Below are 22,470 nucleotides of genomic sequence, written 5' to 3' on the forward strand. Positions count from 1 at the left end.
GATGCTCATAATAAATAAAAATAGTTTTCATTTATATATCCAATTGATTATCATTCCCTTAATTTATCTTTGACATAATGTGCTATAAGAAATGTTGACGTATACAACGTATCAAACCACTCACGTTGGTCACGTGACAAAATCCTTTCTCGCCGCTATCACACTGCACGTCCTGTTGGTCGGTTGGTTGGTTTATAAACCGAAGGATCTTGATATTGAGGAATTTTTACCTCCACCCGCAGTTATGATGGAAGTATCACTACAGACGGAAGCAATACACAAAGTCGAAAAACAACCGATTGGTATTGAGCAGCAGTTATCTGTTACCAGCGAACAACAAGAAAGTAAGATTGATGCTGTCAATATGCCAAAATTGGATGTGAATGAAGAAGCCATGCTTCTGGTTGATAAAACGAAGAAAAAGAAACCAAAAGAGCAAGATGCACCTAAAAAAGCCCAACCGGTTAAGCGAGTGCAGGCAAAAGAGCAGGAAAGTGAAAAATCACAAAGTACCGCAGCACCGACAACCAGTACGGCTACGGCGGATAACATTACTTCCCGCACTGCGGCTTCTTATGAAAGTAATTCAGATGCTGCCGCTGATGCTAAAGCTGTCTGGCAGGCGGAAGTTAGTGGTCATTTAAACCGCTATAAAAAATACCCCTCAGATGCTCAGAGGAGAAAACGTACAGGGCGTCCAATGGTGAAATTTACAGTTAATCAATTTGGTAATGTGATTGACAGTGAATTGGTAAGACGCTCTGGAACGAACTCACTTGACAGGGAAGCAAGGCTTGTACTGGAAAGGGCGCAGCCATTACCCATTCCGCCTGATTCTATTTTAACCAATGGCAGTGTTACGGTTGAATTACCGGTTGATTTCACTTTATATCAATAACAATTGATTTTAAAAACAATAAAAAAACAGGACGAATGGCATGTCACAGTATAAAACGGTGTTTTCACCAAAAGCCAAGAAAGCCGTGCTCAGTTTTTTGTTGGGTAGTAGTTTGCTGAGTAATAGCGTCACGGCTATCGCGTTGGAGGAAAAAATGATACCACCTATGGCTAAAAAGCAGCCTCATGAAATAACTATTCATGGTGATACCCGTGTTGACGATTATTATTGGTTACGTGATGACCAGCGTCAGAATAAAGAAGTTATTGATTATCTGGCCGCTGAAAATAACTATACCAAAGAGATGCTGAAATCTGGTCAGGAGCTACGGGAAACTCTGTATAACGAAATGGTTGGCCGTATGAATAAGGAAGACCAGTCGGTACCTTATACTTACAATGGTTATATTTATCGCACCATTTATGAATCAGGCAAAGATTTCCCTATCTATCAGCGTAAGCCGGTTGATAACTCAACTGACTGGCAGGTCATGGTTGATGGTAACGAACGAGCGAAAGGCCATAAATTTTATCAAATCGGTGGGTTTGCTGTAACCCGGGACAATAAACGCATTGCTATCGCTGAAGATACTCAGGGCCGCCGTAACTTCCAAATCTCCTTCAGAAATTTTGGTGACAGTGAGTGGCAAAATGACGTTATAGAGAATACTTCCGGTAATATTTTGTGGGCCAATGATGGTAAGACTCTGTTCTATGTTCGCAGAGATCCACAAACCCTGCTGCCTTACCAGCTATTTCGTCACCAATATGGCACGGATACTCAACAGGATAAAAAGATCTATCAGGAAGATGATGATCGTTTCTATCTGTCAATTTCGAAAAGTACCTCGCTTGACTACATTCTGGTTTCGATCACCAGCTATTCAACCTCAGAATATCGGTTGATAGATGCAAATAACCCGCAACAGGAACCACAAATGTTCTCTGCCCGTCAGGCTGGGCGTGAATATTATATCGACCATTTCCGTGGGCAATTTTATATCCGTTCCAATTATGAACACCCATTGTTTGGTCTATATCAGACAGATGCCATTAATAAGCCATGGAAAACAGTAATTGCACCACAGGATAATACTGATCTGGAAGATTTTACTCTGTTTAACAAGTGGCTGGTGGTACAAGAGCGAACTAAAGGATTGTCCTCAATTCGTCAGATTGACTGGAAAACCCAGCAAGAAAAACAGGTTAAGTTTGATGATCCGGCTTATATGGCATCCTTGAACTATAATCCTGAGCCAGAAACGGATTTGCTGCGTTATAGTTATTCATCCCTGACAACACCAAGCTCAGTATTCCAGTGGAATATGCAAACAGGTGAACGTGAATTGCTGAAACAGCAGGAAGTGAAAGGGTTCAATAAAGAAAACTATGAAAGCCAGCGTATTTGGATCAAAGCGCGGGATGGGGTAGAAGTACCGGTTTCTTTGGTTTACAGCAAGTCCCTGTTCAAAAAAGGCCAGAACCCGATTTTGATTTACGGCTATGGTGCCTATGGTATCAGCATGGATCCTTATTTTAGCTCTGCACTTTTAAGCCTGTTGGATCGTGGTTTTGTCTATGCATTGGTGCATGTTCGTGGTGGTGGCGACTTAGGCCGTAATTGGTATCTTCAGGGTAAGCTCGAAAATAAAATGAACAGCTTCCATGATTTTATCGATACTACGAAGGCATTAATTGCTGAAGGTTATGGCGATAGTAAACGCGTTTATGCCGAAGGTGGCAGTGCAGGCGGTTTACTGATGGGAGCGGTGGTCAATCAGGCACCTGAGCTATACCGTGGTGTGATCGCTAAAGTTCCTTTTGTTGATGCAGTGACGACAATGCTTGATCCGTCTATTCCATTAACGACAGGGGAATATGATGAGTGGGGGAATCCGGATGATAAGGACGTTTATTTCCGTATTAAGTCTTATAGCCCTTACGACAATATTCAGCCCCAGCGTTACCCTCATTTATTAGTAACAACCGGCTTACATGACTCTCAGGTGCAATACTGGGAGCCAGCGAAATGGGTAGCTAAATTAAGGGAAATGAAAAAAGGGGATAGTTTACTGTTATTAGAAACCAACATGGATACAGGACACGGTGGAAAGCCGGGACGTTTTAATCGTATAAACGATATCGCTTTCGATTATAGTTTCCTGTTGATGTTGGATGATGCTAAAACCTATTTTCCACACTTAAAAGATTAATAAAAATATATTAATAATGATGGATACTGATAATTCGTTATCAGTATCCAGGGTTTTTATGCCTTAAAAACAATAAAACTATCGCGAAATTAGCGAAGCAATGTGAGCTTTAATAAATATTTTTAATTTAGGATGATATTAATGAAAATCATGGCAAAAATAGCCGGAGCCAGTGCGGTATTTATCGGGCTTCAGGGAATCGCTTATGCTGAAAACACAGATGACAATAAAAACCAAAAAGTCATGCGGTTCAGCCCATTAAAAGTTTCTGGTTCTCAGGATAATAAAAACAGACCACAAATTGAAGCCATGGAAAAACCCGGTGCTTATAGCTCTGTGGGAGAAGATAATAAACTGGAATCTGTAGATAGTATATTGCGCAGTTTGCCGGGGACTTATACTCAGATGGATGCAAGCCAGGGAGTTGGGGTTGTAAGTGTTAATATTCGTGGGCTAAGTGGTTTTGGTCGCGTTAATATGATGGTAGATGGTGTTAGTCAAAGTTTTTATGGTGCTGCACCGAGTGAATATGCACATGGGGAACAACCTAATAATGAATTTGGGGCATTAATTGATCCTAATTTTATTATTCGTACCGATATTTCTCGTGGACAAGCTGATGATTCTGATTCAGTCAACACATTAGCGGGAAGTGTAAATTTCCGTACTATTGGTGTAGATGATGTAATATTTGAAGGCAACAATTTTGGAAGCCGTTCTAAATGGATATATGGCAATAATGGTACTGACCGAAGCGGTATGATAGCTGTTGCAGGAAAAACACAAGCATTCAGCTCAGAAGGTTCTTTGGGAGCAATGTTCGCTTACAGTGGACACAATGTTGAAGCTCATTATCGCAATGCTGATGGTATCAGTAGTGAAATGTTTGGTACAGATAAAGCATTTAAACAAAAGCCAAATTCTCAATTGATAAAAGTAAATATTAAACCTAATGATTTTCATGACCTAGAGTTAGGTAGCCGCTTTTATCATAATAAATTCAATAAGCGTCATGTTGATAGTTATGATTACTATTTAAAATATCATTACACACCATTTACTGAATTGGTGGATACTAAGGTTATGCTCAGTACGAGCAATGGTCAGCAGCATTTTGACAATAAATCGATTGGAGTATTAGGTAGGAGTGAAGCAAAAAATAAATCTGATGCAATCGATATCAAAAATACAAGTCGGTTTAATTATGGTGATACTGACTTTGCTTTCACTCTAGGTAGTAAGTTGATGAGCACTGATTATCGAAAAAAAATAGACACAAGTTCAGATGATAAAAAACTGGATGAGCAGATACGAGAAAATAATGTTTTTGCTCCAAGTGGTAAACAAAATATTTCCAGTATTTACACTAGCCTGAAAATAGAACGAGATATTTATACTGCGGATTTGGGATTAAACTATCTTAATTATAATGTTAAGGGATTAAAACCAGCATGTGAAGAAAAGATAGAGTGTTTTCCACAAGAAAAAGCACACATAAACCTAAAAGAAAGTGGATTTAATCCAAGTATTTTATTATCAGCAGAGATTATTCCTGAGTTTCAACCATTTGTGAGTTATCTCCATTCAATGAGAGCACCAAATGTTCAGGAGGTTTTTTATGCTAATGAAGGTGGAGCCTCCATGAATCCATTTTTGAAAGGAGAAAAAATAGATACTTACCAAATTGGTTTTAATAGTTATCGACCTGATTTAATTATTAAAGGGGATAAGTTTTTCTTAAAGGCCGCTTTATATCGTACCAAGATTAAAGACTATATCTCTAGTGATGTATACCTATTATGTGCAAACAAAGTAAGTTGTTTGTACGATGAAACACTGGCAACTGCCGACTGGAATAAGATAGATGCTAATGTTAAAATGTATATTTATACTAATACATTGGAACCAGTTAATATGCATGGGTATGAAATTTCAGCAAACTATGATGCAGGTATGTTTTATAGTTTGTTATCTTATAGCCAGCAAAAATCAGAGCAGCCTATTTCACCGGCGATAATAGATTTTAACGCTCAATCATATACTCAGTTACCTGAGCGTTATATTACTTTAGACACTGGAGTTCGTTTATTAGATGAAAAGCTCACTATCGGAACTATCATAAAATATACTGGTCCATCTCATCGCACATTGTCTTATGTGGATGCAACTGATGAAAGTGGATATATGGGAGAGACGGTAGAACAAAATAAGATGCCAACAATTATTGATTTGTATAGTACTTACGATATTAATAGAAATTTATCTTTAAAATTCTCAGTGAAAAATTTAACAAATAGAAATTATTCTGAAGCGCTTAATCGTATTAATTCATTGCCAATGATGGATGAAGTAGATGTTGCACCAAAAACCGCCCGCGGCAGAACCTACGTAATGGGTGCTGAAATTCGTTTCTGATAGAATATAATTGTTTTAAAATAGCGGTAGAAAACTGCCGCTATTTTATAACATACTGTAAGATAAAAAATAAATCCCCATAGTCCAATCCTATCAATATCATATTCAATTTATTCTTAATAGTGCTTCTGACGTTCAAAAATACTATTAATGGCTGCCACTATAGATGATAGAAAAATTCGTATTGTTAATGATAGATTGTAAGATATTATTCCCATCTCACTCAATGCGCTAATGATGTTTTTAATTAATGTGGATAATCCACTAAAGATATTTTCTAAACTATTCCAGAAATCATCATTAGGGAATGAATTTTTTTTGTTTGTTGTTTTATTCATGGTTTTCTCCTCGTTTAATTTTATTTTTTTCAATAAGATTAATATTAGAGAGAGTAACCACTTTATAAAAAATATAAAGTGGTTAATGATTTTATTTTATCTATATTATTAATATAATTTCCATCGTGATGAATTTTTATGCTCATTGAATATTCATTGTTTCTGTAAGAAATATTTTGCAATACTTATACTAATCTCAAGGAGGCTAATGATTACTCCTATTATTGAATCTATAATGCTTTCAAGATTAGTAGATAAAATTTTTAATTCTTTTAATGCGCTGGCTATGCTTTTTAATACATCTTTAAAATTATCACTGATTTTATCGAGATGTCTCCAAAAATCGTCAGTGAAATTTTCATTTAATTGTGCTAATTCATTCATAATGACCTCGTTATTTTTCAGGGTAAATAATGTTTCATAATATTGAATATGGTGAGGTTATTAATTCTAAAAATAGATAATATAAAAATAATTATTTATTAATTTGTGTTTTTTCTTTAGCTAATATGTTTTTCTTTTTGATGTTTGATTATTTCTGATGCGGCCTTATAGATTTCTTCTATGGCAAAATTTATTTGTTCTACTATTTCTTTAGAAAGCTTACCAGAAGCTTCTACTGCTAAAAATATATTTTCAATTATATCTTTTACTCCTTCACAGGCATTGTTTATGTCATCCCAAAAAGCGTCAGGAATAGTTGTTTTATTTAACTCTTTGTTTTTAAGTTTGCTCATAATATTCTCTCTATTTTCTAATGTTGAGTACGCTATATAAATATGGTGATTATTATTTCTTATGAGTTAACTAAGATAATGTTTTTTATAGGCTTCTATTTATATGCCTTTGCACACAGAATAAGGTGTTTAAAAATAAAATAATTATGATTGTAATTTATAGTAATAATATAAATCATCTCACCCTGTAATTAATTGTAGGGTATATATACCATTCATCAAGTAATAAAATTAGGAAAAACACAATAAGAGGATCACTTTTAATATAACCCCCTTATTAATTTAAAAATTATAATGTGAATTTATTTTTTTCTCTTGCTTGCTTTCTGTACTTGTGTCACCCGGCTCTCCACCCAGCCATCCTGCACTCGAGTTTTCAGTGAATCACCCACTTTTACTTGCTTAACTTGCTTCAGCAACTTCCCATCCGGTGTTTCGCTGATACTATAACCGCGACTCAAGGTTGCCAGTGGGCTGACAGCTTCCATGCGCGAGCAGGAAACAGCGAATTTCTCTTTATAGCGGGATAATTGCCGTTCAATTGCCTGTTTTAAGCGAAAATCAATTCGTTGAATATGCTGGCCATAATGTCGTATCTCCTGCTCAGGAGTGTGCTGTAACAGACGCTGAATTAATTTTTCACTGGTAGCAGAATTCTGTTTTAAATGACGTAGTAAACTATCAATTAATTTCTGACGTAATTCAGATAAACGATTTTGTTGACGTGCCAGCCGTAAATCAGGGCTTTGTTGCTGGAGGCGGTGGTGTAATCCATTAAAAACACGTTGCTTCTGGGCAAAGAAATAATCCATTGCCATTTCGAGGCGCTGTTGCAGGGATTGAACTTGTCTCAGCAGCTCAAGTTGATTACGACTAACTAACTCAGCCGCAGCGGAAGGAGTGGGAGCACGTAAATCAGCGACGAAATCTGCAATGGTGACATCAGTTTCATGCCCGACGGCACTGACGACAGGAATTTGGCTGTGGAATATCGCCCGTGCCACCTGTTCATCATTAAAACACCATAAATCTTCCAGTGAACCACCACCGCGCCCGAGAATGAGAACATCACATTCCTGCCGGATATTAGCTAATTCAATCGCCCGAATAATTTGTAGCGGTGCTTCTGTTCCCTGAACCGCGGTAGGGTAAACAATAACGGGTAGAGAAGGGTCACGACGTTTCAGAATATTCAGAATATCGTGTAACGCAGCACCACTGGCTGAAGTAATCACACCAAGCCGTTTTGCAGGCGAAGGAAGCGATTTTTTATAAATTTGCTCAAATAACCCTTCAGCGGTGAGTTTTTGTTTTAAAATTTCAAATTGTTGTTGCAGCAACCCATCACCGGCAGGCTGGATACTTTCCACAATCAACTGATAATCACCCCGTGGCTCATATAGAGTGATCTGTGCTTTAACTAATACCTGCTGACCGTTTTGTGGCCGGAAGGTTGCCCGCAGATTGTAACTACGAAACATTGCAGCCCGGATTTGTGCCCGCTCATCTTTCAGCGTGAAATACCAATGACCGGATGAAGGCTGGGAGAAGTTAGAAATTTCGGCACTGAGCCAAATTTTACCCATTTCCAGCTCTAATAGCTGACGAACCGTCTGATTTAGACGGCTAACAGAAAAAATTCCAGTGTTGGTTGGCAGTGACATGTGAGCTAGATCAAATTTTAAAACAAGGACTTAATTGACTGATGATAACTGCTCGCCACCACTAATCAAGAAATTTTTTCAGAAAATGCTGGAGGCAACCGATTACGGCCTGTATAATGCCGCGGCAATATTTTATCCCTTATTGACGCCCCATAGCTTGGTGAGATATTGCTCATGTTACGAATTAAAAAAGAAGCATTAACTTTTGACGACGTTCTGTTGGTTCCTGCCCATTCTACAGTTCTGCCTAACACGGCGGATTTGTCCACACAATTAACATCTACTATTCGCCTGAACGTGCCTATGCTCTCAGCAGCAATGGATACCGTGACGGAATCTTCTCTGGCTATCGCGCTGGCACAGGAAGGGGGAATTGGCTTTATTCACAAAAACATGCCTATTGAACGTCAGGCTGAAGAAGTCAGCCGCGTGAAAAAACATGAAAGTGGTGTTGTCACCGATCCTGTCACTGTAACGCCACAAACAACATTGCGTGAAGTTAATGAATTAGCTGCGCGTAATGGCTTTGCTGGTTATCCTGTCGTAACAGAATCTAACGAGCTGGTAGGTATCATCACTGGCCGTGATGTGCGTTTTGTTACAGATTTGGAATTGCCAGTTACCGCAGTAATGACACCAAAAGAGCGTCTGGTGACGGTAAAAGAAGGCGAAGCTCGCGATGTAGTATTGCAGAAAATGCACGAAAAACGCGTTGAGAAAGCACTGGTTGTTGATGATAACTTCCATCTGCTCGGCATGATCACAGTGAAAGATTTTCAGAAAGCAGAACGTAAGCCAAACGCTTGTAAAGATGAGCAGGGTCGTCTGCGTGTAGGCGCTGCTGTTGGTGCCGGTGCTGGCAACGAAGAGCGTGTTGATGCGCTGGTCGCTGCTGGTGTAGACGTGTTGTTGATTGACTCATCCCACGGTCATTCTGAAGGTGTTTTGCAGCGTATCCGCGAAACCCGCGCTAAATACCCTAATCTGCAAATTATTGGTGGTAACGTAGCAACCGGTGAAGGCGCTAAAGCGCTGGTAGAAGCAGGTGTGAATGCCGTTAAAGTCGGTATCGGCCCTGGTTCTATTTGTACTACCCGTATCGTGACCGGTGTTGGTGTACCACAAATTACCGCGATTGCTGATGCAGTAGAAGCACTGGAAGGAACAGGGATACCGGTTATTGCTGACGGTGGTATCCGCTTCTCTGGCGACATCGCTAAAGCGATTGCCGCAGGTGCTGCATGTGTGATGGTGGGTTCAATGCTGGCAGGTACAGAAGAATCTCCGGGTGAAATTGAACTCTATCAGGGCCGCTCATTCAAATCCTATCGTGGAATGGGTTCTCTGGGCGCAATGTCCAAAGGTTCTTCTGATCGCTACTTCCAGACTGATAATGCGGCAGATAAATTAGTACCGGAAGGTATCGAAGGCCGTGTTGCTTATAAAGGATTGCTGAAAAATATCGTTCACCAACAAATGGGTGGACTACGCTCCTGTATGGGTCTGACAGGCTGCGCTACGATTGATGAACTGAGAACTAAAGCAGAATTCGTTCGTATCAGTGGCGCTGGTATTCAGGAAAGTCACGTTCATGACGTGACTATCACGAAAGAATCACCAAATTACCGTTTAGGTCTGTAATTTACTTACACAGTGGCTCGCAATAGCGGGTCACTGATTTTTTTATTTTTTAATTGCCACTTGTTTTGGGAATTCACCTCTAATGACAACTAATATCCATCAGCATCGCATTCTGATCCTTGATTTTGGCTCGCAATATACACAACTTATTGCTCGCCGTATCCGTGAAATCGGTGTTTATTGTGAACTTTGGACATGGAATGTCACTGAAGAACAAATCCGTGCATTTAACCCTAGCGGCATCATTCTTTCTGGTGGCCCGGAAAGCACAACTGAGAACAACAGTCCACGTGCGCCAGAATATGTGTTCAACGCGGGTGTGCCGGTATTGGGTGTCTGCTATGGCATGCAAACCATGTCTATGCAATTGGGTGGCGAAGTTTCTACCTCTAATGAGCGTGAGTTTGGCTATGCTCAGGTTGAGCTGAAAGGTGATAGCGAACTGTTCCGCGGTATTCAGGATGCACTGAATGAATCAGGTACACCGGTACTGGATGTGTGGATGAGTCATGGCGATAAAGTTACTGCCATTCCGGAAGGCTTCACTACCGTAGCCAGCACTGATAGTTGCCCATTTGCTATTATGGCGAATGAAGAAAAACGTTTTTATGGTGTACAGTTCCATCCGGAAGTGACTCATACTCATCAGGGTCTGAACATCCTGAAACGCTTCGTGCTGGATATTTGTCAGTGTGAAGCCCTGTGGACACCTGCCTCTATCATTGATGATATCGTAGAGCGTCTGCGTGCGCAGATCGGTGATGATAAAGTTATCCTTGCTCTGTCTGGTGGTGTCGATTCCTCAGTAACAGCGCTGCTGCTGAACCGCGCAATTGGTAAACGTCTGACCTGCGTATTTGTAGACAACGGCCTGCTTCGTCTGAATGAAGCGGATCAAGTGATGGACATGTTCGAGGGTAAATTCGACCTGAACATCATCCATGTTAAAGCTGAAGATCGCTTCCTTTCCGCATTGGCGGGAATTAATGATCCTGAAGCTAAACGTAAAACCATCGGTCACGTATTTATTGATGTGTTTGACGAAGAAGCTTCAAAACAAACTCAGGTTAAGTGGCTGGCACAGGGTACGATTTACCCGGATGTTATCGAATCAGCAGCATCTGCGACAGGTAACGCGCATGTAATCAAATCTCACCACAACGTGGGTGGTTTGCCTGAAGATATGGCTCTGGGTCTGGTTGAGCCTCTGAAAGAGCTGTTCAAAGACGAAGTTCGCCGCATCGGTCTGGAGCTAGGTCTGCCATATGACATGCTGTACCGCCACCCATTCCCGGGCCCGGGTCTTGGTGTACGTGTACTGGGTGAAGTGAAGAAAGAATACTGTGACTTGCTGCGTCGTGCTGATGCTATCTTTATTGAAGAACTGCATAAAGCTGATCTGTATAACAAAGTCAGCCAGGCATTTACCGTATTCCTGCCAGTTCGTTCTGTCGGCGTAATGGGGGATGGACGTAAATATGACTGGGTTGTTTCCCTGCGTGCAGTAGAAACCATCGACTTTATGACCGCGCACTGGGCACACCTGCCATATGATTTCCTTGGCCGTGTATCAAACCGTATCATCAATGAAGTCAGCGGGATATCGCGCGTAGTCTATGACATCAGCGGCAAACCACCAGCAACAATTGAGTGGGAATGATATAAAGCCTTCCCAAGCCTCACCAAATCATCATGATTTCTGAATTAAGACCCTGATTTCAGGGTCTTTTCATCCCCAAACCTCACCAAGCTTCACCGTATCAGCATGCGATTATTGACGGTATCAGAACGATAAAATGGATGCCGCTATGCTGACAGACACCAAGTTAAAAAACCTCAAACCTACCATAAATTATACAAGATTTCTGACCGTGACGGACTCTATGTAGCCGTTACAAAAGCAGGCACAGTCTCGTTTCGTTATGATTACCGAATTAACGGACGACGTGAAACTGTCACGCTTGGAAGATATGGCGCTGACGATATTACATTTTCCAAATTTATCAGGGAAGTGTCCCGTCACGGAAATCCCGTTCTCATGCGGTGAAAGTAAGACGGTGCTCTTTTTTGTTGCATAAATAAAAATAGCTTATTCCGCAAAGGAGCTGGTAACATAGTTCTTGGCATAGTGGTCTCAAGGTAGCAGTTTTTTTGCGAAAACTATGATACCAGATTATCATGCCGTCCAAGTTTCCTTCACAAAACATCCACGGCCCCTAGAAAAACAGTTAGGTTTTGTTCAGGTTCACCTGAAAGCCCGAAGATAACCTTAGACTATCCCTAGTACAGGACGGGGGTTGCCTTCAGCGCTGTATTGTCTGTGGGGAAAACAGCCCAATTTAATTATGGATTTCAAGGTGCGAATTTCAACCAATGTCGCTTTGATATAATAACCAGAGTGGGTGCCAACAAAAACAAACTATAATGTTAATCAAATGAAAAAATTATCATCATTAAAAGTGACAGCAATTTTTGCTATTAGCGCTTTGCTATCTGCGTGCGCTGATAGCAATTACACAATGTTTCCAGATACGATGCCTGAATGGTGGTACAGCCAGCATCATAGCGTCTATACAGGACCTAGCTGGAACGCAAAAGAAATAAACAAAATGATAGAGTTAAAGAATCAGCAAAGTAATTAAATCTGATATTATGCGCACAGGTGCGCATAATATCGTTATGTGTAAATCGGGTTCAGACACCCCATGCCGACGCAGTCGCGGGGCTGAACCCGATTCAACATAACAGCGTATCAATTTCAGGAACCGAATTTGTAGTGCAAAATTGGATCATGCATTCAGTTTGTTGCTCCCCCTGTATATCCCTCATTTTTTCAGGAAAGAAATAAGATGGCGACGGTAGAAGTGAAGTATCGATTTTGTCAACAAACTGAGTCGGTGAGATGTGGTCATTTGTTCGGAAATAAAAAACAACGACGTGGGTTAAGCGTTTGGTTGGAGGCGGGTTTCATTTGTTTTAGTTGTAATAACCACAGCTAATCACGGAGTGAATTGACATGTACGCTGAACCTGAATAGAGGTGTAGATTTTATTTTTTTCTTTATTGGCTGTTAAAACTGCCAAAAGTAGACAATGATGCATTCTTTTATCATCTGAAACAAAGTAATACCCAATATGCTGGATTTGGGAATAGATCACAGTGTTATCTCATTGATTTAGAGTATAAAACAGCATCATTTAAATTTAGGCGGGGTAATAGACAGTGCATACGATCGAAAAAACGATCCATCTGGCAAATTCATTTGTTTCTTATCGTAAAGACTTTAGTGAAAATCAGGAAAATTCCCAGAATCCAGTGATGTTTCTGCATGGTACAAATAGCGATGGAAATAGTAGTTTTGGAAAGATAAAAACTCCATTTAATCGTGACCGGGCAGTTATTATCCCCGACTATGCAGGCTGTGGTAATTCCAGTCTGCCATCCGGTGAGCTGACGGTTGAACACCTTGCAGAGCAAGTAGTCGCAGTTATCAATGACAGTAGCGATGAGCCTGTGGATTTAGTGGGGTTCTCTTTGGGGGCAGTGGTTGCTGCGGTTGTTGCCGCGACTCATCCACAATTAGTGAACCGATTGGTATTGACTGCTCCGTGGGCAACCAATGACGATCCCTATTTTAGGTTGATGTTCACAACTTGGTTAAAACTGGAAAACAGTGATCAGGCTTTAGCAACTGCCTTTGGCTTATCCCATGTTCTTAGCCCGGAATTTATTTCATCACTGGGGCAGGATACTCTCAATCAAATCTGTGCCAGGCCCTCAGAAAAAGAGACGAACAAACGCATAGCTCTGGGATTATCAGCTAATATCAAGGATCACCTGACCCGGATAAATAAAGACACATTAATTATCGGCTTAAGTCACGATACGCTTATCCCGCCTTATCTGGTACGAGCAGTTCATCGGTATGTGAAAAATAGCCAGTACAGGGAAGTGAAGAGTGGTCATGCTGTTCCGTTGGAAAACCCAACAGAATGGGTGAGTGTTATCAACGATTTTTTACAGCGTCGCTAGCCAGAGCCGTAGTTTTTACTCTGAAAGGGTTGACGTAGAGGCTAAATTCACGGGTAAATATTTATAAATGGTTGATAGTGATACATCATAAATAATAGATAGTTGCTTTCGGGTATGGCCTTTATGCAGTAATCTGGCGGCTTGTTGCCGATCTTCTTCGGTAAATCTGACAGGTCGTCCGCCGATCCTCCCTTGTTCCCGGGCCGCAGCCAAGCCTGCATTTGTTCTTTCGACGATCAACTCACGTTCCATTTCTGCCAGTGCACTCATCACATGGAAGAAAAAACGTCCCATAGCGGTACTGGTATCAATACTATCTGTCAGACTTTGGAAATGAATTCCCTGTTCATTCAGTTCTGAAATTAATGTTACCAGATTTTTTACACTACGCCCCAGACGATCCAGTTTCCAGACAACCAGCGTATCGCCAGATTTCAGATGCTTCAATGCACGTTTTAATCCCGGACGATTGGCGGTTCTTCCACTGATTTTATCTTCAAAAATCATTTCACAGTGGATATTGGCTAATGCATTTCTTTGTAAATCACTATTCTGGTCACTTGTTGATACCCTGATATAACCAATTTTTGCCACGGATAATCCTTAATTATGTAATGAACTATTCAGAAGGAAATAATACCGACTTTTTAATTATAAAAACCTAAAATTTACCAAATTACGTGATAAAAACTCACAAAATAGTGCTTTGTCCTTGATTTTGTTATGACGTAGGACAGTAATAAATAAAATCATTAACATGCCGCCTAACTCGGTGATCATACTCACAGTATTAAGTTTTATTAACAAGAGTGAGCAATTAGTTCTCGATTATTTTCTCAAAATGCTCTTTATTTAGTTGAAACAATTTTGTTGCTAACTTGTTATTTATAATTCCGAGGGTTGTATATGGAGCTGATCACACAATGGTTAGGTGCAATAAACGGGGTTGTATGGGGAGTACCAATGTTGATTGGTCTTCTGGGCATTGGTATTTTCATGCAAATCCGCCTGTCTTTCCTGCCTATCCGTAAACTAGGAACAGGTTTCAAATTACTTTTCCAAAAAAACAAACAACGTGGCGAAGGGCAGATTTCACCTTTTAATGCCTTAATGACCGCATTATCCGCAACAATAGGGACAGGAAATATTGCCGGGGTAGCAACCGCCATTGTCATGGGGGGGCCGGGTGCACTGTTCTGGATGTGGATGACAGCATTGGTAGGAATGGCGACTAAATATTCTGAAGCCGTGCTGGCGGTACGTTACCGTGAAACAGACAAAAACGGTAACTATGTGGGCGGCCCCATGTACTACATCAAAAATGGGTTAGGAAAAAAATGGGTCTGGCTGGGAACGTTATTTGCCTTATTTGGCAGCATGGCCGGTTTTGGTATTGGTAATACAGTACAGGCCAACTCGGTTGCTGAAGTACTACACAGTAGCTTTGGTATTGATAAAGCCATTACGGCCGTTGCACTGGTTCTTTTGGTGGGTGCGGTATTGATTGGTGGTATCAAGCGTATTTCTGATGTTGCAGGTAAACTGGTTCCTGTGATGACCGTCGGTTACTTGGGGATCGGAATTATCGTTCTGGGGCTTAACGTGACCGCTATTCCGGAAGCATTCGCTTTGATCATTAAATCTGCATTTACGCCTGTTGCAGCACAGGGTGGATTTGCCGGTGCCGCAGTCTGGGCTGCAATCCGCTTTGGTATTGCCCGTGGTGTATTCTCTAACGAAGCGGGTATGGGAAGTGCGCCTATCGCTCACGCAGCAGCAAAAACCCAAAACCCTATCCGGCAGGGCTTAATCGCCATGTTGGGCACTTTTATCGATACCATTGTCGTTTGCTCCATTACCGGGCTGACAATTGTCATTACCGGTGGTTGGCTGACAGGTGAAACCGGCGCAACACTAACAGCGAGTTCTTTTTCAGCAGTGATTCCGGGGGGGCACTACCTTGTTGCGATTGCTCTGGCCATTTTTGCCTTCACGACTATTTTAGGCTGGAGTTTCTACGGTGAAAAATGTATCCAGTACTTATTTGGAACGAAAGCCATTACACCTTTTCGTATTGTCTGGATCATTGCCCTGCCAATTGGCGCGACTCAGTCACTAAGCTTAGTTTGGCTATTAGCTGATACACTCAATGCAATGATGGCTATCCCTAACTTAATTGCGATTGCCCTGTTAAGCCCGGTGGTATACCGTTTGACCAAAGATCATATCCATGATGTGAATGCGGACAGCCTTGAAATTAAGGCAAACAGCATTGAAATTAAAACGGCAATGAAAACAGATTAATAATTATTAAATAAAAGCTATAAATTGAAATTGCTCCTATGTCTCCAGCTGAGTGTTATCAGGCCTAACGCACAGATTGAGATATGGGAGCATGCTATTTATGAGAGGTACGAAATTAATGCAATTAATATAATAATGAAAATTAGAGGCAATAATAATGAAATATAGCCATGTCGTACCTCATTCTCAGCAAATTTTGACCACTTCAATTGAAAACTGGATTGACTGGCGCTGGCAGCAAAAAAATGCCATCCGTGATGAAGAAGCTTTACGTTTAGCCTGTGGCGGATGGAGTGAAGAAATAACCCAGCGTATTCAACATAATCTATATGGGCAAAAGATGCAGGTCACCCCTTATTATCTGCGTCGTATTTTAGTCACCAGCCAGTCTGACGATATCACCGCAAGCCCGCTATGGCGGCAAGTTGTTCCATTCTGGAGTGAAGAAAAGCTGAATGGTTATGATGGGAAATCAGAAAACTGGGAACTGAATGATGAAATGAAAACCCCTATTTGCCAGCATAAATATGACAATCGAGTCATTTTGCGCATGGTAAATGCCTGTAATTCCTACTGTCAGTTCTGTTTTGAAGCCCTGCGGACATTGAAAGTTGATTCTGGTAAATCCAACGCAGGCCGTAGTTCCTTCCAGCAGTCCATAGATTACATCAAGAATACACCTTCAATCGAAGAAGTTATCCTGAGCGGCGGTGATCCGCTTATGCTGACGGATAACAAATTAGCTGAATCCCTCGCTGCCATCAGAGAAATCAGGGATGACCTGTTAATTCGTATTCATTCTCGTGCTCTCACTTTTAATCCTTACCGTATTACCGATAATCTGTTAGAAGCTCTGGAAAAATATCGGGTTAATGCTTTTGGTGTACATATTTGTCACCCATTGGAAATTAGTGAGGAATTCCAGTCTGCGGTGCGTCGCATCCAACAAGTTGTGCCGATTGTTTTTTCCAATATGCCTTTTTTACGTGGAATTAATGATAGTGAAGAAACACTGCATAAGTTATTTATAGCGCTTTACCGTATCGGTGTGAAACCTTATTATCTCTACCACTTTATGCCTTTCTCGCCGGGTTCTTCCGAATACAAAGCCTCAATTAATGATGGCATCTCTATCATGAAAAAACTCAAGCGCCGGGTTTCTAACATTGCCTTGCCGGAATATGTTTTGCCACATATGAAGGGGAAATTTACTGTTCCACTATTCACGGATCCTGATGGAATTCCTTATTTCGAAACGCGTGGTAGTCAACATTATTATCGTTTTATTAACTGGAAAAATGAACAATGTGAATGGCTAGATAATTAATCTCATTTATTGTTTTATCAACGGTTAATTTAATAAATTCAAAAATAAATTTATACCCGATAGATTTCAGGTGGCTGACGGCTGAAAGTCATTCAGTCGCTCAGCGATCTGGAATAATAAGGGTATATAGCCCGTGTATTTTGAGGATATCACATGAAACCGAATGCAATTCTATTTGTTGATATTGATGAAGCGGATGTAACACGTTATTACTACCGGGAACCTCATTTTGCAGAAGCAAAAAAGATGGGAATCTCTTGCCTGACGGTAGCGCATAAAGGCCGTCAGAATACAGAACGGCTTTTTGCTGACAGTGATGAAGTTTTTTTCCTGGCATCGTTATCGGCTGAATCCTTGCAGGAATTTGTTATTAGCTTGCAACAGACTTACAACCTGTGCGCAATTCTCTGCTATGCGGGACAGGCTTCTGCTTATGGACAGTTGGGCTGTATTATTGCTGAAATCTGCCAAAAAATCGGGATACCTCACACGTCTTCTGCTTCTATTGCTGCCTGTAACAACAAATTCCTTATGCGTCAGGCATTACAAAAGCACGGAATTAGATCAATAAATTATGCATTGTGTAATAGTGAAGAGGAATTATATAAGCAGGCAGAAATAATTGGTTATCCGGTTATAGCAAAACCACCTTTTGGCGCAGGTTCAGTTTTTATTAAGAAATGCAATAACTGGTCTGAATTACAATCTCATTACCAATTATTTAAAATACAGTATAAATCTACCGCTTCAATTCAGTTTCTGGGAATGACTGAGACCTATTTTACCGCTGATGGTATATCACTCCTCAATCAGCCCGGACAAAGTATTCTGCTGGAAGAATATATTGAGGGTATTGAAGGTACAGTTGAGTGTGTAATGACTCAGGATGAAACTTATCCGATATTAATAAATGAAAAACTGATTTTGACTGAAAAAAATAATACGATATTAGAGAACCTGCTTATTTCTCCGCCTGTTTCATTTACCGAAACAGAACAGGAACAAATCAGAGATTATGCCATTGCTTGCATACAAGCTGTCGGATTGAACTATTCTATTGCTCATCTTGAATTCCGCATGGCAGCGGATGGCCCGGTAGTTATTGAAATTAATCCGCGGCTTGGTGGTTTATTTGTAAGTACCGCATTTCGTGATGTTGCAGGATTAAATCCTTATCAGCTTTATCTTTCTATTCTTTTACATGAGAAAGATATTGATGCTCAGATTAAACAAGGCCAACAACAGGCTATGACAGGCAAACAGCATTACTCCATGTTAGCTATTTACCCAGAAAATAGCGGTTATTTTCATGGAGTAGAAAATATGGAATACATCAAAAACAACGCTTGTGTCATCGAATGTCGGACTCAGCCGGCTGGCTGTTATATTAATGCAGAAACAGAAGAACATTACCTGATAAGGTGCTGGGCAAAAGTTGATAATGCTTTCCATGCCTATGCATTACACGATGAAATAATACAACATGTAAAACCCATTATTACTCCAATTTTATAAGGGCCGTCACTCATGCGAATTGCAGAAATTTCGAGACAATTAATGGATGAGCATTATTGCCATATTCCTCATTTTGATGAACTGATTTCATATTATGAAGAAGACGCCAGAACATTTAAAAATTATTGGAATAATTTAGTGCTGGATCAGAATTTCAAAAACTATACGCATAGGGAAAGGCGAATTCTGCGCTACCACTATTATCCCGGCATGGAAAATCCTTTGCGACTTAACCGAGACAGTGAATATCGTTCATCAGTAATCTATGACGTTGAATATACAAAAGGAGCTAACCAGCTTAGTTATGTGGAAGAAGGGTTTATTAACCATCCTATTATGCAACATATTCTTTCAACGAATATTGCTATCTTAGGCGAACGATCAGTAAAAGGTTATCGCTATTCAATTGATATTCACCAATTCCGGGTCAAAGCCTTGTCAGGTAAAGAGAGCCCGACGACTTCCGGTATTCATCAGGATGGGCAGGAGTGGATTTTTATGCATTTTATTCAGGGCAATAATATTGCTCCTGTGATTTCTGAGGTTCATGTAAGTAGCGATGAAGCCCCGCCTTTACTGCAAACAGCGATGACTAAATTTCTGGAAACGCTCGCAATAGATGACAAACAACTTTATCATCGGGCGAGCAATGTTCGGCAAATATCTCCTACCTCTGAGGCATTTCGGGATTTATTGTTGGTCACCTTCCGGCAGTCTCCTGAATAATAAGAGAGCTAATAATAATGTTAAGTCCGGAAAATAGTTTGAATGTGCGTTGGTCTGGCCGTAATGCGTTATTTATCGTGAGTGCGAGGTTTGTCTCTGATTTTGGCGCATTTCTGAATATGGTGGCGTTATCCACCTACGTTTACCTGCTGAGTAACAGTGTCATGCACGTCAGTATTTTTCTGGCTTGTCGTGTTGCTGGTGGGGTTATTGCCAGTTTAATTGGAACTCCTTTTTTCCGGCGATATGCCGGGCGATGGCCGCTGGTTTGTTTCGATTTATTGCGGGTTTTATTGCTGTGTTTGTTACTGATAATTCCGGTTTCACAGCAATTATTGATCTTACCGGCGATTGCTTTTGGGATTGGGCTGGGTAACTCAATGTTTGCCATCGGGTTAAACAGCCAGCTCCCACATTGGGTATGTGCTTCACAACGTATATCAACGAATTCCTGGCTGACTTCTGTTGCGGCTACCGGCGCAGTGCTTGGCAGTCTGATATCCGGTCTACTGGTTGCCGGCAGTGGTTACGAAATGGTTTTTATTGTCAATATCATTACCTATCTGGTGGCGGCAATATTGATTATGCCACTGCGTTTTCTCACCAAACCTGAGTCACAGGGATCACGGGCCTTGGGGAACGAATGGCGAGAATTACGTTTTGGGTTACGCGGAGCACCGATACTTGCCGGAATGTTATTTCTCAGTCTGGCGGATACACTGGGCAGTGCTGCCCATAACGTCGGTTTTCCTATCATTTCCAAACTCCTGAATCCGGATAATGCCAGTACGGTAATGGGCCTGTTATTGGCAACGTGGGCGGTGGGAAAATTCAGTGGTGCGCGTTTAGCCAGTTATTTGCTACGTAGTCGCAACTTATTGAAAATGGAAAAACTGTTTTTTCTCGGTGTTGCATTGATGTCAACGGGCTTTATCCTGACGTTTCAACAAACTGACCAGCTTTGGTTGCTGGTGTTTGCAGGCTGGGCAGGGATTGGGGATGGAATTGCAGAAGTGAGTTTAATTTCCCGGGCACAAAGTGAACCAGAAAGTCTGCGATTGCCCATTTTCAGTCTTCTGACCTTACTGCAAATGACAGGTTTTGGGATAGGAATGCTATTGGTCGCACCGTTCTACGTCTGGTTGCCACCTTCCACCGTCATTATCATATTCCACGGTTTACCACTGGCCGTACTAGTTATGATTTTGATATGGGCACGGCGTTTTATAGTCAGTAAGGTGTGAATTTCATCTATCTGCCACCTTCGAAATTCTTACCTTATTGGCTGCACTGAATACTTTTAATTCATGGGGCGTATAATGCCCCAAATATCCCCGCAAATTCCGCAGTGTTCCCGCCATTGAATTTCGCTGCTTTTGTCATGCTTAGCAATATTTTATTTGCCCTTTGCTGAATCTTGTTAAGGGCAAATTTCCTGCATGCAATAACGAATGCTCACCAAGGAAAGCTGTGGCTGAAGATAGCGATCTCGAAAAAACCGAAGAACCCACGCCCCATAAACGGGAAAAAGCTCGAAAAGAGGGGCAGATAGCGCGTTCGAAGGAACTCACTTCTATCCTGATGTTAGCGGGAGGTGTCAGTTTGCTCTGGATGAGCGGACAATCACTCACTCACGAACTTTCATTGATGGTATTCGAAGGATTTAATTTTGACCATAACATGGTCAGTAATGATAAACAGATGGTGCAACAGGTGGGGCGCTTGTTGAAACAAGCTGTCTGGGCAGTATTGCCTGTGTTTACCGGATTGGTTTTGATTGCCCTGAGCGCACCAACGTTAATGGGCGGGCTGATATTCAGTTCGAAATCCATCAAATTTGATCTGACTAAACTGAATCCGATTGCGGGTCTGAAGAAGATCTTCTCCATGAATGCGTTGGCAGAGTTGTTCAAGGCAATTCTGAAAGCGTCATTGGTAGGAGGAGGAGCCGCACTATTTATCTGGGCGAACTGGCCTGCCATGCTGAACCTGACGACTCAACCACCGCTGGTGGCATTGAGTGATGCCATGATGATGCTGATTTTTGCAGGCTACATTGTGCTGTTTATGTTGATACCGATGGTGGCGTTTGACGTGCTTTATCAGATCCGCAGCCACCTGAAAAAACTGAGAATGACCCGTCAGGAGATCAAGGATGAATTTAAGGAGCAGGAAGGGGATCCACATGTAAAAGCGCGGATTCGCCAACAGCAGCGTGCGGCTGCACGTAAGCGCATGATGGCGGATGTGCCGAAAGCGGATGTCATTGTCACGAACCCGACTCACTACGCAGTAGCTTTACAGTATGACAGTAACAAAATGGGCGCGCCTAAAGTACTGGCTAAAGGGGCTGGGCTTATTGCTTTGCGTATCAAAGAGATTGGTGCGGAAAATCGAATTCCGTTATTGGAGGCTCCTCCGTTAGCAAGGGCGTTATTCCGTCATGCTGAAGTGGGGGGCTTTATTCCGGCGGCACTTTATGCTGCCGTTGCTGAAGTGCTTGCCTGGGTTTACCAATTGAAACGTTGGAAACGGGAAGGTGGCCTGAAACCAAAAACACCTGAAAATCTGCCAGTGCCGCCAGCACTGGATTTTGCTGGAGAAAATAATCGTCATGGCTAATCTGGCCTCATTATTACGTTTATCAGGGAATCGTTTACC

The 22,470-nt window shown here is 41.3% G+C and carries 18 protein-coding genes and 1 pseudogene; 14 read left to right on the forward strand and 5 right to left on the reverse strand.

Features of this window, described 5'->3' with window-relative positions; genetic code table 11:
• Positions 1–91: 91 nt before the first annotated feature.
• The 3 genes from Xsto_RS04810 to Xsto_RS04820 all read left to right on the forward strand — a co-directional run bounded on the left by Xsto_RS04810 (position 92) and on the right by Xsto_RS04820 (position 5,525).
• Positions 92–898 carry an energy transducer TonB family protein gene (locus Xsto_RS04810; protein WP_099110902.1) on the forward strand — a complete coding sequence of 269 codons (807 nt, stop codon included), beginning with the start codon at positions 92–94 and terminating at the stop codon, positions 896–898.
• Between the two features lie 40 nt (positions 899–938).
• Positions 939–3,110 (forward strand): S9 family peptidase, encoded by a 2,172-nt coding sequence (locus tag Xsto_RS04815; protein ID WP_193756959.1) that lies wholly within the window; start codon positions 939–941, stop codon positions 3,108–3,110.
• Positions 3,111–3,251: 141 nt separating this feature from the next.
• Complete coding sequence (locus tag Xsto_RS04820) at positions 3,252–5,525, forward strand: TonB-dependent receptor domain-containing protein (RefSeq protein WP_099124237.1); 2,274 nt, start codon at positions 3,252–3,254, stop codon at positions 5,523–5,525.
• 116 nt (positions 5,526–5,641) lie between these two features.
• On the opposite strand, the gene Xsto_RS04825 is transcribed toward Xsto_RS04820, so the two are convergent.
• The 4 genes from Xsto_RS04825 to xseA form a co-directional block, all read right to left on the reverse strand.
• On the reverse strand, positions 5,642–5,863 hold the full coding sequence (locus Xsto_RS04825; protein ID WP_099124238.1) for a hypothetical protein: 222 nt from the start codon (positions 5,861–5,863) through the stop codon (positions 5,642–5,644).
• Between the two features lie 153 nt (positions 5,864–6,016).
• Positions 6,017–6,247: a hypothetical protein gene (locus Xsto_RS04830; protein ID WP_099124239.1), complete on the reverse strand. Its 231-nt coding sequence runs from the start codon at positions 6,245–6,247 to the stop codon at positions 6,017–6,019.
• A 116-nt stretch (positions 6,248–6,363) separates the two neighbouring features.
• The gene (locus Xsto_RS04835) at positions 6,364–6,600 is read right to left on the reverse strand and encodes a hypothetical protein (RefSeq protein WP_099124240.1); all 237 of its coding nucleotides are present in this window, start codon (positions 6,598–6,600) and stop codon (positions 6,364–6,366) included.
• A 302-nt stretch (positions 6,601–6,902) separates the two neighbouring features.
• On the reverse strand, positions 6,903–8,264 hold the full coding sequence (gene xseA / locus Xsto_RS04840; RefSeq protein WP_099124241.1) for an exodeoxyribonuclease VII large subunit: 1,362 nt from the start codon (positions 8,262–8,264) through the stop codon (positions 6,903–6,905).
• A gap of 174 nt (positions 8,265–8,438) precedes the next feature.
• Here xseA and guaB point away from each other — a divergent pair, with 174 nt between their 5' ends.
• The 5 genes and pseudogenes from guaB (at position 8,439) to Xsto_RS04865 (ending at position 13,937) form a co-directional block, all read left to right on the forward strand.
• Positions 8,439–9,905, forward strand: coding sequence for an IMP dehydrogenase (gene guaB / locus Xsto_RS04850; protein WP_099110907.1), 1,467 nt, complete (start codon positions 8,439–8,441; stop codon positions 9,903–9,905).
• 82 nt (positions 9,906–9,987) lie between these two features.
• Entirely contained in the window at positions 9,988–11,565 is a 1,578-nt protein-coding gene (guaA, locus tag Xsto_RS04855; RefSeq protein ID WP_099110908.1) for a glutamine-hydrolyzing GMP synthase, read from the forward strand.
• Between the two features lie 148 nt (positions 11,566–11,713).
• Positions 11,714–11,919, forward strand: a pseudogene (locus Xsto_RS21850) (Arm DNA-binding domain-containing protein); the annotation flags it as partial.
• Positions 11,920–12,340: 421 nt separating this feature from the next.
• On the forward strand, positions 12,341–12,547 hold the full coding sequence (locus tag Xsto_RS21040; protein ID WP_141554489.1) for a hypothetical protein: 207 nt from the start codon (positions 12,341–12,343) through the stop codon (positions 12,545–12,547).
• A 580-nt stretch (positions 12,548–13,127) separates the two neighbouring features.
• A complete protein-coding gene (locus tag Xsto_RS04865; RefSeq protein ID WP_244590338.1) occupies positions 13,128–13,937 on the forward strand; it encodes an alpha/beta fold hydrolase in 810 nt (269 codons plus the stop codon).
• A gap of 15 nt (positions 13,938–13,952) precedes the next feature.
• Here the strand turns inward: Xsto_RS04865 and Xsto_RS04870 are convergent, their stop codons facing one another.
• Positions 13,953–14,531 (reverse strand): recombinase family protein, encoded by a 579-nt coding sequence (locus Xsto_RS04870; RefSeq protein WP_099124242.1) that lies wholly within the window; start codon positions 14,529–14,531, stop codon positions 13,953–13,955.
• Positions 14,532–14,843: 312 nt separating this feature from the next.
• Here Xsto_RS04870 and Xsto_RS04875 point away from each other — a divergent pair, with 312 nt between their 5' ends.
• From Xsto_RS04875 to flhB, 6 genes are all read left to right on the forward strand, one after another.
• Positions 14,844–16,241, forward strand: coding sequence for an alanine/glycine:cation symporter family protein (locus Xsto_RS04875; RefSeq protein WP_099124243.1), 1,398 nt, complete (start codon positions 14,844–14,846; stop codon positions 16,239–16,241).
• Positions 16,242–16,398: 157 nt separating this feature from the next.
• Positions 16,399–17,568 (forward strand): KamA family radical SAM protein, encoded by a 1,170-nt coding sequence (locus Xsto_RS04880; RefSeq protein ID WP_099124244.1) that lies wholly within the window; start codon positions 16,399–16,401, stop codon positions 17,566–17,568.
• A 153-nt stretch (positions 17,569–17,721) separates the two neighbouring features.
• Entirely contained in the window at positions 17,722–19,083 is a 1,362-nt protein-coding gene (locus Xsto_RS04885; protein WP_099124245.1) for an ATP-grasp domain-containing protein, read from the forward strand.
• 12 nt (positions 19,084–19,095) lie between these two features.
• Positions 19,096–19,809: a 2OG-Fe dioxygenase family protein gene (locus Xsto_RS04890; protein ID WP_099124246.1), complete on the forward strand. Its 714-nt coding sequence runs from the start codon at positions 19,096–19,098 to the stop codon at positions 19,807–19,809.
• Between the two features lie 17 nt (positions 19,810–19,826).
• Positions 19,827–21,053 (forward strand): MFS transporter, encoded by a 1,227-nt coding sequence (locus Xsto_RS04895; protein ID WP_099124247.1) that lies wholly within the window; start codon positions 19,827–19,829, stop codon positions 21,051–21,053.
• A gap of 226 nt (positions 21,054–21,279) precedes the next feature.
• On the forward strand, positions 21,280–22,431 hold the full coding sequence (gene flhB, locus Xsto_RS04900) for a flagellar biosynthesis protein FlhB (RefSeq protein WP_099110913.1): 1,152 nt from the start codon (positions 21,280–21,282) through the stop codon (positions 22,429–22,431).
• The last annotated feature ends 39 nt before the right edge of the window (positions 22,432–22,470 follow it).

Source organism: Xenorhabdus stockiae, from assembly GCF_002632825.1.
GTDB classification, from domain to species: Bacteria; Pseudomonadota; Gammaproteobacteria; order Enterobacterales; family Enterobacteriaceae; genus Xenorhabdus; species Xenorhabdus stockiae.

What these genes read in the sequence shown, in the direction of transcription:
- Xsto_RS04895 (WP_099124247.1), top strand. Translation starts at nt 19,827, where the DNA reads ATGTTAAGTCCGGAAAATAGTTTGAATGTGCGTTGGTCTGGCCGTAAT.
- Xsto_RS04825 (WP_099124238.1), bottom strand. Translation starts at nt 5,863, where the DNA reads ATGAATAAAACAACAAACAAAAAAAATTCATTCCCTAATGATGATTTC.
- guaB (WP_099110907.1), top strand. Translation starts at nt 8,439, where the DNA reads ATGTTACGAATTAAAAAAGAAGCATTAACTTTTGACGACGTTCTGTTG.
- Xsto_RS04815 (WP_193756959.1), top strand. Translation starts at nt 939, where the DNA reads ATGTCACAGTATAAAACGGTGTTTTCACCAAAAGCCAAGAAAGCCGTG.
- Xsto_RS21040 (WP_141554489.1), top strand. Translation starts at nt 12,341, where the DNA reads ATGAAAAAATTATCATCATTAAAAGTGACAGCAATTTTTGCTATTAGC.
- Xsto_RS04835 (WP_099124240.1), bottom strand. Translation starts at nt 6,600, where the DNA reads ATGAGCAAACTTAAAAACAAAGAGTTAAATAAAACAACTATTCCTGAC.
- Xsto_RS04830 (WP_099124239.1), bottom strand. Translation starts at nt 6,247, where the DNA reads ATGAATGAATTAGCACAATTAAATGAAAATTTCACTGACGATTTTTGG.
- Xsto_RS04875 (WP_099124243.1), top strand. Translation starts at nt 14,844, where the DNA reads ATGGAGCTGATCACACAATGGTTAGGTGCAATAAACGGGGTTGTATGG.
- Xsto_RS04820 (WP_099124237.1), top strand. Translation starts at nt 3,252, where the DNA reads ATGAAAATCATGGCAAAAATAGCCGGAGCCAGTGCGGTATTTATCGGG.
- guaA (WP_099110908.1), top strand. Translation starts at nt 9,988, where the DNA reads ATGACAACTAATATCCATCAGCATCGCATTCTGATCCTTGATTTTGGC.
- xseA (WP_099124241.1), bottom strand. Translation starts at nt 8,264, where the DNA reads ATGTCACTGCCAACCAACACTGGAATTTTTTCTGTTAGCCGTCTAAAT.
- Xsto_RS04885 (WP_099124245.1), top strand. Translation starts at nt 17,722, where the DNA reads ATGAAACCGAATGCAATTCTATTTGTTGATATTGATGAAGCGGATGTA.
- Xsto_RS04810 (WP_099110902.1), top strand. Translation starts at nt 92, where the DNA reads ATGTTGACGTATACAACGTATCAAACCACTCACGTTGGTCACGTGACA.
- Xsto_RS04880 (WP_099124244.1), top strand. Translation starts at nt 16,399, where the DNA reads ATGAAATATAGCCATGTCGTACCTCATTCTCAGCAAATTTTGACCACT.
- Xsto_RS04890 (WP_099124246.1), top strand. Translation starts at nt 19,096, where the DNA reads ATGCGAATTGCAGAAATTTCGAGACAATTAATGGATGAGCATTATTGC.